Raw genomic sequence first — 14867 nt, forward strand, 5'->3', positions numbered from 1 at the left:
CCGAGCGCCCAGCATGCCCTCCCCGGGGCCCCCTTTACGGCAGGACGCGGAGTAACGTCTGACCGAGGCAGGGCATCGGCGCCCGCCGGTCGGCAAGGATCAGAAGGGGCACGTCTGTGAGCGACATCGAACGCGTCGGGGTGGTCGGCTGCGGCCAGATGGGCGCGGGCATCGCGGAGGTCTGTGCCCGGTCCGGACTGGACGTCAAGGTCGCCGAGACCACCGGCGAGCGCCTGGAGCTGGGCCGCACCCGGCTCACCAACTCCCTGGCCAAGGCCGCCGAGCGCGGCAAGATCAGCGAGGAGGAGCGCGACGGGGCGCTCGCCCGGCTGAGCTTCACCACCGACCTCGGCGAGTTCGCCGACCGCGACCTGGTCATCGAGGCGGTCGTGGAGAACGAGCAGGTCAAGACCGAGATCTTCCAGGTCCTCGACCAGGTGGTGACCCGCAAGGACGCGATCCTGGCCTCCAACACCTCCTCCATCCCCCTGGTCAAGCTGGCCGTCGCCACCTCCCGGCCGGACCGGGTCATCGGCATCCACTTCTTCAACCCCGCGCCGGTGCAGAAGCTGGTCGAGCTCATCCCCGCGCTCACCACCTCGCAGGAGACCGTGGCGCGCGCCGAGGAGCTCGTCGGCAAGTCGCTGGGCAAGCACGCGATCCGCGCCCAGGACCGCTCCGGCTTCATCGTCAACGCCCTGCTCATCCCGTATCTGCTCTCCGCCATCCGGATGTTCGAGTCCGGCGCCGCCGGCCGCGAGGACATCGACAACGGCATGGAGATGGGCTGCGCCCACCCCATGGGCCCGCTCAAGCTCGCCGACCTCATCGGCCTGGACACCGTCGCGTCGGTGGCCGACAGCATGTACGCCGAGTACAAGGAGCCGCTGTACGCCGCTCCCCCGCTGCTCCAGCGGATGGTGGACGCGGGCCGGCTGGGCCGCAAGTCCGGGGCGGGCTTCTACACCTACTGAGCGCGTACGCCTGCTGAGCGCGTACACCTGCCGGGCCCGCCGGGAAGGTCCCCCCACCGGAGTGGGGGGACCTTCCCCGTTCCCGTCAACGACGGCTTCCCGTCCGCCCGTTCACACAGGGTGTGAGAAGCCTGCTCGTACTCACCCTCCGCACACGCTCCCCTTCCCCGCTTTCCCGCGGTTGACTCGTCGTGTCAGCCAGCACGGGGGAAGACCCGGAAGGAGCACGGACCGTGACCAGCCACCCCGAGCACGCCGCCAAGGCGGGTGAGCTCGCGGAACTCCGGCGCAGGGTCGATGTCGGCGTCGTCCGCATCGACGGGCACCTCGCCCTGCTCACCCAGCGCAACGATCAGACGGAGCGCGAGATCACCGAAGTCAACGAGCGCGTACGGGCGTTGGAGCACGACAAGTGGCCCCTTCCCTCGCTCGCCGCGCTCACCGGCCTGGCGGCCCTGGCGCTCGCCGTCTGGCAGGCCGCCGGCCGGTGAACGCGGTCCCCGAAGACACGGGAGAGGTCCCGTCCGTCAGCCGAGCCGGATGTGGTGCAGCAGGAGCAGGGCGGCCGCCATATTGGCGGCCGGCACCTCACCGCGGGCGATCAGGTCCGGAACGAGCTTGAGGGGCACCCATTCGCGGCGGTCCGACTCGAAGCCGTCCTCCGGGTCACCGATGTACTCCGCCTCGTCCGTCCAGTAGATGTGGTGCCGGGCGTCGGTGAGCCCGTTGGACGGCTCGACGGACATCAGGTGCTTGAGCGGGCCGGGCCGCCATCCGGTCTCCTCCTCCATCTCCCGGGCCGCGGCCCGGGCGGTGTCCTCGCCGTCCTCCACGACGCCGGCGGCCAGCTCCCAGCCCCAGTTGTCGGTGATGAACCGGTGCCGCCACAGCAGCAGGACCTCGTTGGCCGCGTTGACCACGGTGGCGGCCGCGACGGGGCGCAGCCGGATCAGGAAGTGGTCGAGATGCCGGCCGTCGGGGAGTTCGACGTCCGCGAGGTTGACCCGGAACCATCGGTTCTCATAGACGGTCAGTTCCTTGAGATTCTTCCAACGCACGTGTTGCCACCTTCCGCCGAGGTGGCCACCTACCCGGGCGTCGCCCTCACAAGGGTCCTCACAAGGGCACGCGCAGCGCCCCGTCGATCATTTCGGCGGCCTCGGCGGTGGCCGCGCACCCGCTTTCGATCAGGTGCTCGCGCACCGCCCGGAGCCGGTCGCGTAAGCGCTGCGATTCCATGCCCCTCGCCTGCTCGGTCATCTCCTGAGCGGTGGCCACCGCCTTGTCCGCGTCTCCCTGACGCAGCTCGATGTGCGTGAGCATGGCGAGCCGGTGGACACGGCCCCGGTCGTGGGCCGGGGTGTCGACGGCCCGGTCGGCGTGCTCACGGGCGGGTCCGAGGTCCCCCAGACTGAGCAGCGCCTCGGCCACCTGGACGTTGACCAGCCCCGGCTGGACGTAGCCGGTCTCGGCGGGCTCCTGGCCCCGGTGGATGCGCTCGGCGGCGGATTCCGCACGGCGGATGCAGGCCAGCGCCCCCGCGCCGTCCCCGAGCCGGGCGTACGCCTTGGCCTGCATCGCGAAGAGGTCGGCGGTGAGCGCCGGGGTCGGATGGGGCCCGCCGGAGCGCAGCGCCGACTCCGCGAAGGCGACGGCCTGCCGGTACTCCCCCAGGAACAGGGACTGGTTGACGAGCAGGGCGATCACATACGCGCCCAGGCCGCGGTCGCCGCTGGCCTTCGCCAGGCGCAGCGCCTGGTGGAAGTAGCGCTGGGCCAGGCCGTGCGCGTCGGAGTCGTAGGCGCAGATGCCGGCGACGGCCACCAACCCGCCGGTGGCGCGGTGGAGTTGGCGGCCGGTGGGGTCGGAGTAGCTGCCGCGCAGCAGCGGGGCGGCCTCCGCGTTGAGGAAGCCGACGACCCGGCCGCGGGTGGCGATGCCGCCGGCCTTCCGGTACATCTGCTCGTAATGGGTGCGGGCGGCGCGCAGCATGTCGATGTCGTCCATCGAGACCCTGGTGAGACCGCGCCGCGAGACGTCCGCGTCCTCCGGCGGATTCTCCCACTCCCAGACCGGGATGACGGCGTGGGTGCCGGTGACGGCCGGGGCGGTGACGACGTGCTCGCGCTGCTGCTCGTCGGAGCGCCACAGGGCGGTGGCCCGCTCGACGAAGCCGGACAGCGGGGTGCCGGTGACACGGGGGGTGCCCGGGGTGCCCAGCCCGATGTCGTCGAGCGTCAACGGCCGGTGCAGCCGCTCGCCGAGGACCTCGCAGAGGAGGTCGGGCACCTGGCCGCGCGGCCGCTGCCCCTTCAACCAGCGGGCCACGGCGGTGTGTTCGTAGCGCAACGCCAGACCCCGGGCACGGCCGGCCGCGTTGACATGGGCGGCCAGCCCGGCGTGGGATATCCCCGCCTCGTCCAGGACTGCGTCGAGCAGAGTGTTGGGCTCCATTGCCGCCCTCCGTGAGCGCTCGGTGGACTCAGCGTAACGGAAGCGGATTCGCACGGGGTGCGAACGTCTGCGACGGGGGGCGCACTTCAGCCCGTCCGGCGCTTGAGGACGAACGCGGCGCAGCCGCGTTGCCCCCGAGCGGGAGCGCTAAGAAACGGTGAAAGGGCGGGCCAGGGGCAGAACTCAACAGCTCAGCCACCGACCACCGGCACCGCCCCCGCAACCCCCGGAGGCAACGCCCCCACACACCGCGGCCGGTCATTCCGCAGCGCCAACAACGCACAGTCATCCGCGACGACACCCCTCGTATGCCGCAACAGCGCAGCCCGCACCCGCTCCACCAACACCGCCGGCCCGCCCACCCCCCTCCCCGCCTCCGCCAGCGCCCGGCTGAACGGGAAGAAGACGTCCGCCGTGTCCCGCGCGTCCTCGACGCCGTCCGTGTGCAGCACGAGGAACTCCCCCGGCAGCAACCGGGCCAGCACCCGGACCGGCGGCTCCGCGGGCAGCGGGAACAGGCCGAGCGGCGGCAGCGGTTCGTCGCAGGACAGGACGTCCGCGTGCGCACTCCCGTCGGCCGCGCGGACGACGCGATGCGGCCAGGGATGGCCGCAGTTGAGGGCGACGACCTCCGTGCCGGGGCGGATCTCCAGCAGCAGGACCGTCGCGAACTCCTCGTCGGACGACGGCTCTTCGGGCACCGGACGCCGGTGGAAGGCCCGCTCCAGGCGCCGCAGCACCCCGGGGAGTTCGGGCTCGTCGTAGGCGGCCTCGCGGAAGCTGCCGAGGAGCGCGGCGACGGTCGCCAGGGCGGGCAGGCCATGACCGCGGACGTCGCCCATGACGACGCGGACCCCGTGCCGGGTGGCCAGCGCCTCGTAGAGGTCGCCGCCGACGAGCGCGCCCTCGCTGGCGGAGAGGTGGCCGGCGGCCAGGGCCAGCCCGTCGAGCAACGAGGGCAGCGGACGCAGCAGGACGTGCTGGGTGGTGGCGGCGATCTCGCGGAAGCGCTCCACCTCGCGGGTGAGCCGGAGGCCGCGCCGGCTGGTGAGGTACGACGCGGCGATGACGACGAGGATGGCGCAGCAGGTGCCCAGGCGCACGTCCTGGTCGCCATGGCGCGACGGCCCCAGCGGGACGAGGGCGAACAGCGCGCAGCCGCCGCCGAGCAGAACGCACTGGCGGCGTCCGGTCCCGGCGCAGGCGATCGCCGGTGCGGCGGCCAGGAGTTGGACGAAGTGGGTGCCGAGCGGACTCAGCAACTCCCAGGTCACCACCGCGGCGACCCAGACGCCGGGCAGCACGAGGATCGCACCGTGCCGGTAGCGGGCCGCCCTGGTAGGGATCATGCCGTGGCTCCCCCTCGCGCAATGACCCTCGCGCAATGACGCGCTCGATTCTCGCGAGCGCGCCGCCCGCTGTAACGTTCCGCGCCCGCTTTTCCACCCCATTGAGTGACGGTCGGAGGTGGTGGGGGCCAAGGGGCCGGAGATACACGTGGGGCGCCCCGGAGATCCGGGGCGCCCCACGTCCGCGTACCGCGGCAGCGACTAGGCGCCGCGCAGCACCGCACCGGTGCGCTCGACGGCCGCGGCCACCGCGGCATCACGGGCGGCGGACGCCTCGTCGGCGGTCAGCGTCCGGTCGGCGGCGCGGAAGCGCAGCGCGTAGGCCAGCGACTTCTTTCCCCCGCCGAGCTGTTCGCCGGTGAAGACGTCGAACAGCCGCAGCGACTCGAGGAGTTCGCCGGCGCCGGAGCGCAGCGCGGCCTCGACGTCGCCGGCCGGCACCGACGCGTCGACGACGAGCGCGACGTCCTGGGTGGCCACCGGGAAGGTGGAGATGCGCGGGGCCTCCAGAGCACCGGCACCGGCCTTCTCCAGGCGGTCCAGCTCGATCTCCATGGCGCAGGTGCGCTCGGGCAGGCCGAACGCCTTGATGACGCGCGGGTGGAGCTCACCGGCGTTGCCCACAAGCACCTCCTCGCCGTCGACCACGGCGAGCAGCGCGGCACAGCGGCCCGGGTGGAAGGGCGCCTGCTGGTCCTGGCGGACGATCAGCTCGACGCCGGCCTCGCGGGCCACGGCACGGCCGGCCTCGACGGCGTCCGCCCAGGAGGCCGGACGGCCCTGGCCCCACCAGCCGGTGCGCTCGCGCGCCCCGGCCAGGACGACGGCGGCACGGCGCGGCTGGTGCGGCAGCGCCGCGTTCAGCCCGGCGATCTCCTCGTCGGTGGGCCGGCGGTCCACCGGGAGGCGGGTGGCCGGGAGCTCCTCGCCGGTGGGCCGGAAGACCAGGCCGGTCTCGAAGAGCGCCAGGTCGTGCTCGCCCCGGCTGTCGTTGCGGCGCAGCGCGGCGAACAGCCCCGGCAGCAGGGTGGTGCGCAGCGCGGGCTCGGCCTCGGAGAGGGGGTTGAGCAGGCGCACGGTCAGGCGGCGCGGGTCGTCGGCCTCCAGGCCGAGGTGGTCGAGGGCCCAGTCGCCGATGAACGGGTAGCTGGGGGCCTCGACATAGCCGGCACCGGCCAGCGCGCGGCCGACCCGGCGGTGCAGCCGCTGGCGGGCGGTCAGACCGCGGCCGGCGGGCGGCTTGGGCAGGGTGGAGGGCAGGTTCTCGTAGCCCTCCAGCCGGATGACCTCCTCGGCGAGGTCGTTGGGGTCGGTGAGGTCGGGGCGCCAGCTGGGCACGGTGACGATCAGCTCGTCCTGCCCGTAGACGTCGCAGCCGACCTCCTGGAGGCGGCGGACGACGGTCTCCCGGCCGTACTCCACACCGGCCACCTTGTCGGGGTGGTCGGCGCGCAGCGGGATGGAGCGCGGGGCGCCGGGCGCGGCGAACTCGGTGACGCCGGCCTCGGGGGTGCCCCCGGCGAGCAGCACCAGCAGGTCGACGGTGCGCTGCGCGGCGGCGGAGGCCGCCTGCGGGTCCACGCCGCGCTCGAAGCGCTTGGACGCCTCGGAGGACAGCTTGTGGCGGCGGGCGGTGCGGGCGATGGAGACGGCGTCGAAGTGCGCGGCCTCGATGACGACCTCGGTGCTGCCGCCCTCGGCGGCGTCCGCGATCTCGGTGGTCGCGCCGCCCATGACACCGGCGAGGCCGATGGGGCCGTTGTCGTCGGTGATGACCAGGTCCTCGGCGTCCAGGACGCGCTTGGTGCCGTCGAGGGTGGTCAGCTTCTCGCCGGCCTCGGCGCGGCGGACGCCGATGGTGCCGGCGACGCGGGAGCGGTCGTAGGCGTGCAGCGGCTGGCCCAGCTCGAGCATCACATAGTTGGTGACGTCGACGGTGAGGGAGACCGGGCGCATGCCGGCCTTCTGCAGCCGGCGCTGGAGCCAGATCGGGGAGCGCGCCTCGGGGTCGAGGCCGGTGACGGTGCGGGCGGTGAAGCGGTCGCAGCCGGCCGGGTCGGCGACGGAGACCGGGTAGCCGTACGAGTTGGGCGCGGGCACGTCCAGCAGGGCCGGGTCGCGCAGCGGGAGCCCGTAGGCGGTGGCGGTCTCGCGGGCGATGCCGCGCAGCGAGAGGCAGTAGCCGCGGTCGGGGGTGACGGCGATGTCGAGGACGTCGTCGCGCAGCTCCAGCAGCGCGATGGCGTCGCTGCCGACCTCGGCCTCCGGCGGCAGCACGATGATGCCGTGCGTGCCGTCGTCGCCCATGCCCAGCTCGTCGCCGGAGCAGATCATGCCGCGGGAGACCTTGCCGTAGGTCTTGCGCTCGGCGATGGCGAAGTCGCCGGGGAGGACGGCGCCGGGCAGGGCCACGACGACCTTGTCGCCGACGGCGAAGTTACGGGCGCCGCAGACGATCTCCTGCGGCTCGCCGGTGCCGTTGGCGGTGCCGACGTCGACGGTGCAGAAGCGGATCGGCTTGCGGAAGCCCTCCAGCTCCTCGATGGTGAGGACCTTGCCGACGGCCAGCGGGCCGGTGAGGTCGGCGCCGAGGTGCTCGACGCGCTCGACCTCCAGACCCGCGGAGACGAGCTTGGCCTGCACGTCGCGGCCGGTCTCACCCGCCGGCAGGTCGACGTATTCCCGCAGCCAGGAAAGCGGGGCGCGCATCAGATCTCCATCCCGAACGGCCGGGTGAAGCGCACGTCACCCTCGACCATGTCTCGCATGTCCTCGACGTTGTGGCGGAACATCAGCATCCGCTCGATGCCGAACCCGAAGGCGAATCCGCTGTACTTCTCCGGGTCGATGCCCGCGGCCACCAGCACCCGGGGGTTGACCATGCCGCAGCCGCCCAGCTCGATCCAGCCCTCGCTGGAGCAGGTGCGGCAGGGGCGCTCCGGGTTGCCGACGGACTCGCCGCGGCACACGTAGCACTGCATGTCCAGCTCGGCGGACGGCTCGGTGAACGGGAAGTAGTTCGGGCGCAGCCGGGTCGTGAGGCCCTCGCCGAACAGCGAGCGGACCATGTGCTCGATGGTGCCCTTGAGGTCCGCCATGGTCAGGCCCTCGTCGATGGCGAGGAGCTCGATCTGGTGGAAGACCGGGGTGTGGGTGGCGTCCAGCTCGTCCGTGCGGTAGACCCGGCCGGGGCACACCACGTAGACGGGCGGCTCGCGGTCGAGCATCGAGCGGACCTGCACCGGGGAGGTGTGGGTGCGCAGCACGACGCCGGACTCGTCCTTCTTGGGACCGGCCACGAAGAAGGTGTCCTGCATGGCGCGGGCCGGGTGGTCCGGCTCGAAGTTGAGGGCGTCGAAGTTGAACCACTCCGCCTCGACCTCGGGGCCCTCGGCGACCTCGTAGCCCATGGCCACGAAGACGTCCTCGACGCGCTCCATGAAGGTGGTCAGCGGGTGGCGGGCGCCGGCCGGCACGCGGTCGTACGGCAGCGTGACGTCCACCGCCTCCTCGACCAGCACGCGGGCGTCGCGCTCCGCCTCCAGCTCGGCCATGCGGGCGCCGAACGCCTTGTTCACGGCACCGCGGGCCATGCCCACGCGCTTGCCGGCGTCGGCCTTGGCCTGCGGCGGCAGGGCGCCGATCTCACGGTTGGCGAGGGCCAGCGGGGAACGGTCGCCGGTGTGGGCGGTCTTTGCCTCCCGAAGGGCATCCAGGTCGGCGGCCGCGGCGAAGGCGGCGAGCGCCTCGTCCCGCATGCGCTCGATCTCTTCCGGTTTCAGTGCCTCGACCTCGACAGGGTCGTACGACTTGTTGGGTGCCGACATCTCTTCCCGTGCTTCCGACTGGCTGGCATGGACCGGCGGCGGTGCTGCCACGCGGTTTTTTCGCCCGGACGACTTGGTGCCAAAAAGCCGCCAAAGGTCGAGTCTAAGGGGCGAGGGGGTCCTGATGGGCCCGAGGGGCCGGGGCCTCAGCTCTGCGAGAGGAAGGCCGGGGCACTCACGGGCAGGGTAAATCGGAACCGGGCGCCGCCGCGCTCGGCCCGTCCGACGGTGATCGTCCCGCCGTGGGCCTCGACGATGCCCTTGACGATGTACAGGCCCAGGCCGGTGCCACCGCGCTTGCTGCCCCGCCAGAAGCGGGTGAAGACGCGGGTCATCGCCCCCTCCGGGATGCCGGGACCCTCATCGCTCACGGTGACCGCCGTTCCTTGCGTACCGGCGCTCGTGATGGCCGGTGCCACCTCCATGGTGACCGTTCCGTCGCCGTGGCGCACCGCGTTTTCCAGGAGGTTGCCCAGCACCTGGTCGATCTTGTCCGGATCGGCCCACAGCGGCGGCAGCGGCTCCACCACCTTGATCACGAAACGGTCGGGCCGCTGCCCGCGCGCGGTCTGGGCGGCGACGTGCCGGCGCACCGCCCCGGTCATGTCGACCGGCTGACGGCGCACCTCCAGCCGGCCGGAGTCGATGCGGGAGATGTCCAGCAGCTCGGCGATGAGCCGGGTGACCCGGTCGGCGTCGGCGTCCACGGTCTCCAGCATCAGCCGCTTCTGATCGTCGGTGAACCGCTCCCACTTGGCCAGCAGGGTGGCCGTGAAGCCCTTGACGGAGGTCAGCGGCGAGCGCAGCTCGTGGGCGACGGTGGCGATCAGCTCGGCATGGCTGCGCTCGGTACGCCGGCGCGCCTCGGTGCCGCGCAGCTGGACGACGAGCCGCACCACCGGACCGCCGGGCCGCTCGCGCACATAGCGGGCGGAGACCAGCACCTCGCGGCCGCCGGGCAGCAGCAGATTGCGCTCCGGCTGGCCGGTGCGGGTGGAGAGCCCGCCGTAGGGATCGGTCAGCCGCCACCAGCGGCGCCCGTCCAGATCTTCCAGCGGCAGGGCGCTCTCCAGCGGGCGCCCGAGCGCCTCGCCGGCCGGCAGGGCGGTGATGCGGGCGGCCGCGGCGTTGAAGCAGACCACGCGGCCCGACGCGTCGGCGACGACGAGGCCGTCGGGCAGGTCGTCCGGGTGCAGCACCGCGCCCGCGCCGTCGACGGCGACGGCGGCCCCGGACCCGGAGTCCACGGCAGTTCTCCCACTCACACCCGACGCCCCCTCCCGAGCCCCAGGTGCGTCACCCTACTAGCTGGAGGTAACAGAGCGGCACCCTCCGGACGCGCGCTGCGCACGGGCCGAGGCGTACAGGCACACGGCGGCGGCCGTCGCGAGGTTGAGGCTCTCGGCCTTGCCGTGGATGGGGACGCGCACCACCTCGTCCGCCAGCGCGCGGGTCTCCTCCGGCAGCCCCCAGGCCTCGTTGCCGAAGACCCAGGCGGTGGGGCCGCCCATGGCGCCGCGGTCCAGCTCGGCGTCCAGGTCGCGCTCGCCCGCGCCGTCGGCCGCCAGGATCCGCACCCCGGCCTCCTGCAGGCCGCGCACGGCCTGCTCGACGGGGACGCCGACCGCGACCGGCAGATGGAACAGGGAACCCACCGAGGCCCGCACGGACTTGGGGTTGTAGAGGTCGACGGAGGCGTCGGTGAGCACGACCGCGTCCGCTCCGGCAGCGTCCGCGCAGCGCAGCACCGTGCCGGCGTTGCCGGGGTCGCGCACATGCGCGAGGACGGCGACCAGCCGCGGCCGGGCGGCGAGGATCTCCTCGAAGGGGCTGTCCAGGAAGCGGCAGACGCCGACCAGGCCCTGCGGGGTCACGGTCTGCGAGAGGTCGGCGACCACGGCGTCGGAGGCGAGGTGCACCGGGACCCGGGCCGCCAGCGCCGCACCGACGATCTCCGCGTGCCGCTCGGCGGCGTCCACGGTCGCGAAGAGCTCCAGCAGCGTGGGCTCACCGCCGCTGCGGTGCTCGATCGCCTCGCGCACGGCCTGCGGGCCCTCCGCGAGGAAGCGCCGCTCCTTGACCCGGAAGCTCCGCTTGGCCAGCCGGCGGGCGGCGACGACGCGGGGGGAACGGGGGGAGATCAGCTCGGGGGTGCCCATGTGGCGGTGGCTCGATTCGTTTCCTGGGACGGTCCGTACAGCAGCCGGACCCGCAGGCCGAGGGGCCTGCGGGTCCGGGCGGGAGCCTTACGGCTCAGTAGCTCAGGCGGCAGCCTTCGGCGCGTTGACGTCGGCCGGCAGCGCCTTCTGGGCGACCTCGACGAGCGCGGCGAACGCGTTCATGTCGTTGACCGCGAGCTCGGCCAGGATCTTGCGGTCCACCTCGATGTTGGCGGCCTTCAGACCCTGGATGAGGCGGTTGTAGGTCATGCCGTTCTGGCGGGCAGCGGCGTTGATGCGCTGGATCCACAGCTGACGGAAGTCGCCCTTGCGCTTCTTGCGGTCGTTGTAGTTGTAGACCAGCGAGTGGGTGACCTGCTCCTTGGCCTTGCGGTACAGACGCGACCGCTGGCCACGGTAACCGGAGGCCTGCTCCAGGATCGCCCGGCGCTTCTTGTGCGCGTTGACTGCGCGCTTGACGCGTGCCACTTGTTAACTCCTTGTAGCGGGGCCGTGGTTGATTCTCACACGACCCGGAAACGATTGGGTCCCGGTCGGGGAGTCGGGCGCTTGCGCGCCCCGACTCACTTGCCGAGAAGCTTCTTGATCTTCGCGGCGTCGCCCGGGGCCATCTCGGCGTTGCCGGTGAGGCGACGCGTCACACGGGACGACTTGTGCTCGAGCAGGTGGCGCTTGCCGGCGCGCTCGCGCAGGACCTTGCCGGAGCCGGTGACCTTGAAGCGCTTGCTGGCACCGCTGTGCGTCTTGTTCTTCGGCATGCGCCGTATCTCCTCGTCGGTGGCGCTCCCCGCCCGTGGTGCGGGCGCACTGGAGCGTCAGCTGTGTTCGTTTGGTGTCCGGGGCCGGAGCCCCGGGTGAACCGGGGCGCGAGCGCCCCGGGATCACGCCTCTGCGGGCTCCTCGGCGTCCGCGCCGGAAGTGCCCTGGCGCTCGGCCTTGCGCGCGGCCTGGGCCTCGCGGGCTTCGGCCATCGCCTCGGTCTTCTTCTTGTGCGGACCGAGGACCATGATCATGTTGCGGCCGTCCTGCTTGGGGTTCGACTCCACGAAACCCAGGTCCTGGACGTCTTCCGCGAGCCGCTGCAGCAGTCGGTAGCCCAGCTCGGGCCGGGACTGCTCGCGACCACGGAACATGATCGTGATCTTGACCTTGTCGCCCTGCTTGAGGAACCGGACGACGTGACCCTTCTTGGTGTCGTAGTCGTGCGGGTCGATCTTCGGCCGGAGCTTCATCTCCTTGATGACCGTGTGCGCCTGGTTCTTGCGCGCCTCACGGGCCTTCATGGCCGACTCGTACTTGAACTTCCCGTAGTCCATGAGCTTGCAGACCGGCGGGCGGGCGTTGGCCGCCACCTCGACCAGGTCGAGGTCGTACTCCTGCGCAAGCTCCAGGGCCTTGGCAAGCGGCACAATGCCGACCTGCTCGCCGCTGGGACCGACAAGTCGCACCTCGGGAACGCGAATCCGGTCGTTGATGCGGGGCTCGGCGCTGATGGATCCTCCTCGGTAGCACCACACGGCCGCCTGGCGGGCTGCCGCGTAACGTTTCGTAAAGACCAACCGCGCCGGCGTATTTTTCATGCACCGCATGAAAAATGCCCCGGACGGGACACAGGCGGGGCTCCAGACAACCGGAGCACCACCACGGTGAGCCGCGGGGCGCATCTCGGACGGCTCCATCGTCCGTACGGAACGATGGTGGCCGTCTGACCGGAGACCTGCCGGCCCGGAGCCGGCGAGGTGGGAGTGCGGAGCCTCCACTTGTGGGTCGGACACGTGAATGACCGACCGGTCGATCCCTCACTTTACCAGCCGGGGAGCAGGGGTGCGAACCCATGACAAACCGATTCTCCACCGGCACGTATCGTGTCGCCCATGAGTGACCCCAAGTCCCCCGATTCCCCTGCTCAGTCCACCGACCAGGCCCCCGACTTCGACACCATGACGCGCGACATCGCCGACGTCCCGGCGGTCGAGGTGATCACCACGGTGGCCGTGCACCTGATGAGCTCCGCCGCCGTCAACCTCGGCCTGGCCGAGGAAGGCGACCAGCACAAGGATCTGGACGAGGCGCGCAAGCTGATCACGGCCCTCGCCGGTCTGGTCACCGCGAGCGCCACCGAGATCAGCAACTTCCACGCGGGTCCGCTGCGCGACGGGCTCAAGTCGCTCCAGCTGGCCTTCCGCGAGGCGTCGGTCGTGCCGGACGAGCCGGGGCAGGGGCCGGGCGAGAAGTACACCGGCCCCGTCTTCGGCTGAGATCTACTGCTCCCCTGCCGGGGGCTGCGGCTCCCCCGGCGCCGGCGGCTGCTCCGCCGCCCGGTGGGCCCCCAGGGCGCGCTCGTCCGCGATCAGCACGGGCGCGCCGCGCGGCTGGACGACCTGGTGGGCGAAGGTCGCCAGCACGGCGCCGATCGCCGGCGCGACGAGGAACAGCCACCACTGGGACAGGGCCTTGCCGCCCGCGAAGACGGCCGGGCCCAGGCTCCGCGCCGGGTTCACCGAGGCGCCGGTCAGCGGGACGCCGACGAGGTGGATCAGCGCCAGGACGAAGCCGAGCGCCAGCGGTCCGAAGCCGACCACGGCGACCTTGTGCGTCACCGCGAGCCACACGAACACCAGCAGGAAGGTCAGGACGACCTCGGCGAGGAACGCGCCGCCGGTGTTGATGTGCACCGCGGAACGGTCGCCGTAGCCGTTGGTGCCGAAGGTGCCGTCGATGTTCAGCCCCGGCACCTGCTTGGCCAGCAGGAGCAGCAGCGCCGCGCCGACGATGGCGCCGACGAACTGCGCGATCCAGTACTCGATCGCCGTGCGCAGCGCGAGCCTGCCCTCCAGCAGCATCGCGAGGGTCACCGCGGGGTTGAGGTGGGACCCGGAGATCGGCCCCAGCGCGTAGGCGAGGGCCAGAAGGGTGAACCCGAAGGCCAGGGCGATGCCGAGGGCGCCGATGTAGTCCGCCGCGAGGACGGCGGACCCCACGGCGAAGAAGACCAGCAGCAGCGTGCCGATGAACTCGGCCGCCACCGTCCGCGTCTCCACGGGGTCAAGCTTCAGGGGGTCCAGCTTGGCGTCCATGGCGTCCTCCAGGGGATCTCGTGGACCTTCCTCGCATTGTCGGACGGTCCTCCCCGGGGCGCCTGTTCAGCGCGTGAACTCAGCGCGTGAACAGCGGCTCGCCGGGCACCTGCGCGCCGGGCTGCAGCAGGGCCAGGTCCAGCCCGCGCACCAGACGGGCCCGCAGCACCTCGTCCGCGGCGAGCGCGCCGGCGATCCGCTGCGCCACCTCGGCGGGGGCCGCGCCGTCGGCCAGCGCGAGCGCGAGCGTGCCGTCCGCGTCGTCCTGGCCGGGGACGAGGTGCGCCCGGACGACGCCCTCCTCGGCCTCCAGCACGCCGCGCAGCGCCTCGGCGACGGACGGGTCCGCGAGCGGGTCGGCGCTGGTGCGGCCCTCCGCGAGGGCGAGCAGGGCCGGGCCCGTCAGCGGATAGGTGACGGGACCCGCCAGGTCCAGCACGATCGTGTCCGCCTTCTCGTGGGCGGCGGCCTGGAGGGCCTGGTGCAGGGGGACGGCCACGGGCCGGGCGTCCGCGCGCCAGCGCGCGAGGGTCTCCAGCGAGGTGAAGGCGGGCAGCGCGCGGCGGCCGTCCGGGGCCTGCAGCGTCGGTACGGCCATGTCACTGGTCTTCTCGCGCTTGAGCCCGTCGGGGCCGGTCTCCACCTCGCCGAGCAGCGCGACGACGGGCACGAGCAGGCGGGCGCCGCCGAGCGCGGCCAGCACCCTCGCCTCGGCGTCCGGCTCCCCGGCCGACCAGGCGGCGAGCGCCTCGGCGAGTACGGGGTCGGCGGAGCCGTCGTCGTCGGAGAAACCGGGGTCCGGGATGTTCTTGAGGGCCACGGGGTGAGGGTATCGGGGGTGGTGGGGGGTGGGGGGTGGGGGGTGGGGGGGTCTGCCCCTGGCCCGCCCTTTCGCCGTTTCCCGCAGGGGCTGCGCCCCTGCGGGACCCCGCTGCGCGCTGCCGCGCGCGAAGGCCCGCGCTTCGCGCGGGTGGGCGGGGCTTCGCCCCTGCGCCCCACCGGGGGC

15 protein-coding genes are annotated in these 14867 nt (G+C 72.6%); 3 read left to right on the forward strand and 12 right to left on the reverse strand.

What is annotated here, in order from left to right; all coding sequences use genetic code 11:
* Nucleotides 1-116 precede the first annotated feature (116 nt).
* Both AB8735_RS08760 and AB8735_RS08765 read left to right on the forward strand, forming a co-directional pair.
* Entirely contained in the window at nucleotides 117-974 is an 858-nt protein-coding gene (locus AB8735_RS08760) for a 3-hydroxybutyryl-CoA dehydrogenase (protein WP_344027565.1), read from the forward strand.
* Nucleotides 975-1207: 233 nt separating this feature from the next.
* The gene (locus AB8735_RS08765) at nucleotides 1208-1465 is read left to right on the forward strand and encodes a hypothetical protein (protein ID WP_344027564.1); all 258 of its coding nucleotides are present in this window, start codon (nucleotides 1208-1210) and stop codon (nucleotides 1463-1465) included.
* A gap of 36 nt (nucleotides 1466-1501) precedes the next feature.
* Here AB8735_RS08765 and AB8735_RS08770 read toward each other — a convergent pair whose 3' ends face one another.
* From AB8735_RS08770 to infC, 10 genes are all read right to left on the reverse strand, one after another.
* Entirely contained in the window at nucleotides 1502-2032 is a 531-nt protein-coding gene (locus tag AB8735_RS08770) for an NUDIX hydrolase (RefSeq protein WP_344027563.1), read from the reverse strand.
* A 58-nt stretch (nucleotides 2033-2090) separates the two neighbouring features.
* Nucleotides 2091-3428, reverse strand: a complete 1338-nt coding sequence (locus AB8735_RS08775) for a transcriptional regulator (protein WP_344027562.1) — start codon at nucleotides 3426-3428, stop codon at nucleotides 2091-2093.
* A gap of 191 nt (nucleotides 3429-3619) precedes the next feature.
* Complete coding sequence (locus AB8735_RS08780; protein WP_372406482.1) at nucleotides 3620-4777, reverse strand: PP2C family protein-serine/threonine phosphatase; 1158 nt, start codon at nucleotides 4775-4777, stop codon at nucleotides 3620-3622.
* A gap of 201 nt (nucleotides 4778-4978) precedes the next feature.
* Complete coding sequence (gene pheT, locus AB8735_RS08785; RefSeq protein ID WP_372406484.1) at nucleotides 4979-7486, reverse strand: phenylalanine--tRNA ligase subunit beta; 2508 nt, start codon at nucleotides 7484-7486, stop codon at nucleotides 4979-4981.
* Entirely contained in the window at nucleotides 7486-8604 is a 1119-nt protein-coding gene (gene pheS / locus AB8735_RS08790) for a phenylalanine--tRNA ligase subunit alpha (RefSeq protein ID WP_344027558.1), read from the reverse strand. The genes pheT and pheS overlap by 1 nt, the downstream gene beginning before the upstream one ends.
* Before the next feature lie 146 nt (nucleotides 8605-8750).
* Complete coding sequence (locus tag AB8735_RS08795; RefSeq protein ID WP_372406486.1) at nucleotides 8751-9851, reverse strand: ATP-binding protein; 1101 nt, start codon at nucleotides 9849-9851, stop codon at nucleotides 8751-8753.
* A 57-nt stretch (nucleotides 9852-9908) separates the two neighbouring features.
* On the reverse strand, nucleotides 9909-10763 hold the full coding sequence (locus AB8735_RS08800) for an RNA methyltransferase (RefSeq protein ID WP_344027554.1): 855 nt from the start codon (nucleotides 10761-10763) through the stop codon (nucleotides 9909-9911).
* Between the two features lie 102 nt (nucleotides 10764-10865).
* Entirely contained in the window at nucleotides 10866-11252 is a 387-nt protein-coding gene (gene rplT, locus AB8735_RS08805; RefSeq protein ID WP_004944290.1) for a 50S ribosomal protein L20, read from the reverse strand.
* Between the two features lie 95 nt (nucleotides 11253-11347).
* Entirely contained in the window at nucleotides 11348-11542 is a 195-nt protein-coding gene (gene rpmI, locus AB8735_RS08810) for a 50S ribosomal protein L35 (RefSeq protein WP_016576627.1), read from the reverse strand.
* A 123-nt stretch (nucleotides 11543-11665) separates the two neighbouring features.
* Nucleotides 11666-12301 (reverse strand): translation initiation factor IF-3, encoded by a 636-nt coding sequence (gene infC / locus AB8735_RS08815; RefSeq protein ID WP_199894294.1) that lies wholly within the window; start codon nucleotides 12299-12301, stop codon nucleotides 11666-11668.
* 357 nt (nucleotides 12302-12658) lie between these two features.
* Here infC and AB8735_RS08820 point away from each other — a divergent pair, with 357 nt between their 5' ends.
* Nucleotides 12659-13042, forward strand: coding sequence for a DUF1844 domain-containing protein (locus AB8735_RS08820; protein ID WP_344027548.1), 384 nt, complete (start codon nucleotides 12659-12661; stop codon nucleotides 13040-13042).
* A 3-nt stretch (nucleotides 13043-13045) separates the two neighbouring features.
* On the opposite strand, the gene AB8735_RS08825 is transcribed toward AB8735_RS08820, so the two are convergent.
* Together AB8735_RS08825 and AB8735_RS08830 are read right to left on the reverse strand one after the other, a co-directional pair.
* Nucleotides 13046-13861 carry an MIP family channel protein gene (locus AB8735_RS08825; RefSeq protein WP_372406491.1) on the reverse strand — a complete coding sequence of 272 codons (816 nt, stop codon included), beginning with the start codon at nucleotides 13859-13861 and terminating at the stop codon, nucleotides 13046-13048.
* Nucleotides 13862-13940: 79 nt separating this feature from the next.
* The gene (locus AB8735_RS08830) at nucleotides 13941-14681 is read right to left on the reverse strand and encodes an SseB family protein (protein ID WP_344027545.1); all 741 of its coding nucleotides are present in this window, start codon (nucleotides 14679-14681) and stop codon (nucleotides 13941-13943) included.
* Between the last annotated feature and the right edge of the window lie 186 nt (nucleotides 14682-14867).

Source organism: Streptomyces luteireticuli, from assembly GCF_041519305.1.
Classification (GTDB): Bacteria; Actinomycetota; Actinomycetes; order Streptomycetales; family Streptomycetaceae; genus Streptomyces; species Streptomyces luteireticuli.

Bases quoted from the DNA above. Each gene is read 5' to 3' on its own strand.
- AB8735_RS08780 (WP_372406482.1), bottom strand. From the start codon at position 4,777: ATGATCCCTACCAGGGCGGCCCGCTACCGGCACGGTGCGATCCTCGTG.
- AB8735_RS08800 (WP_344027554.1), bottom strand. From the start codon at position 10,763: ATGGGCACCCCCGAGCTGATCTCCCCCCGTTCCCCCCGCGTCGTCGCC.
- AB8735_RS08825 (WP_372406491.1), bottom strand. From the start codon at position 13,861: ATGGACGCCAAGCTGGACCCCCTGAAGCTTGACCCCGTGGAGACGCGG.
- AB8735_RS08775 (WP_344027562.1), bottom strand. From the start codon at position 3,428: ATGGAGCCCAACACTCTGCTCGACGCAGTCCTGGACGAGGCGGGGATA.
- rpmI (WP_016576627.1), bottom strand. From the start codon at position 11,542: ATGCCGAAGAACAAGACGCACAGCGGTGCCAGCAAGCGCTTCAAGGTC.
- AB8735_RS08820 (WP_344027548.1), top strand. From the start codon at position 12,659: ATGAGTGACCCCAAGTCCCCCGATTCCCCTGCTCAGTCCACCGACCAG.
- pheS (WP_344027558.1), bottom strand. From the start codon at position 8,604: ATGTCGGCACCCAACAAGTCGTACGACCCTGTCGAGGTCGAGGCACTG.
- pheT (WP_372406484.1), bottom strand. From the start codon at position 7,486: ATGCGCGCCCCGCTTTCCTGGCTGCGGGAATACGTCGACCTGCCGGCG.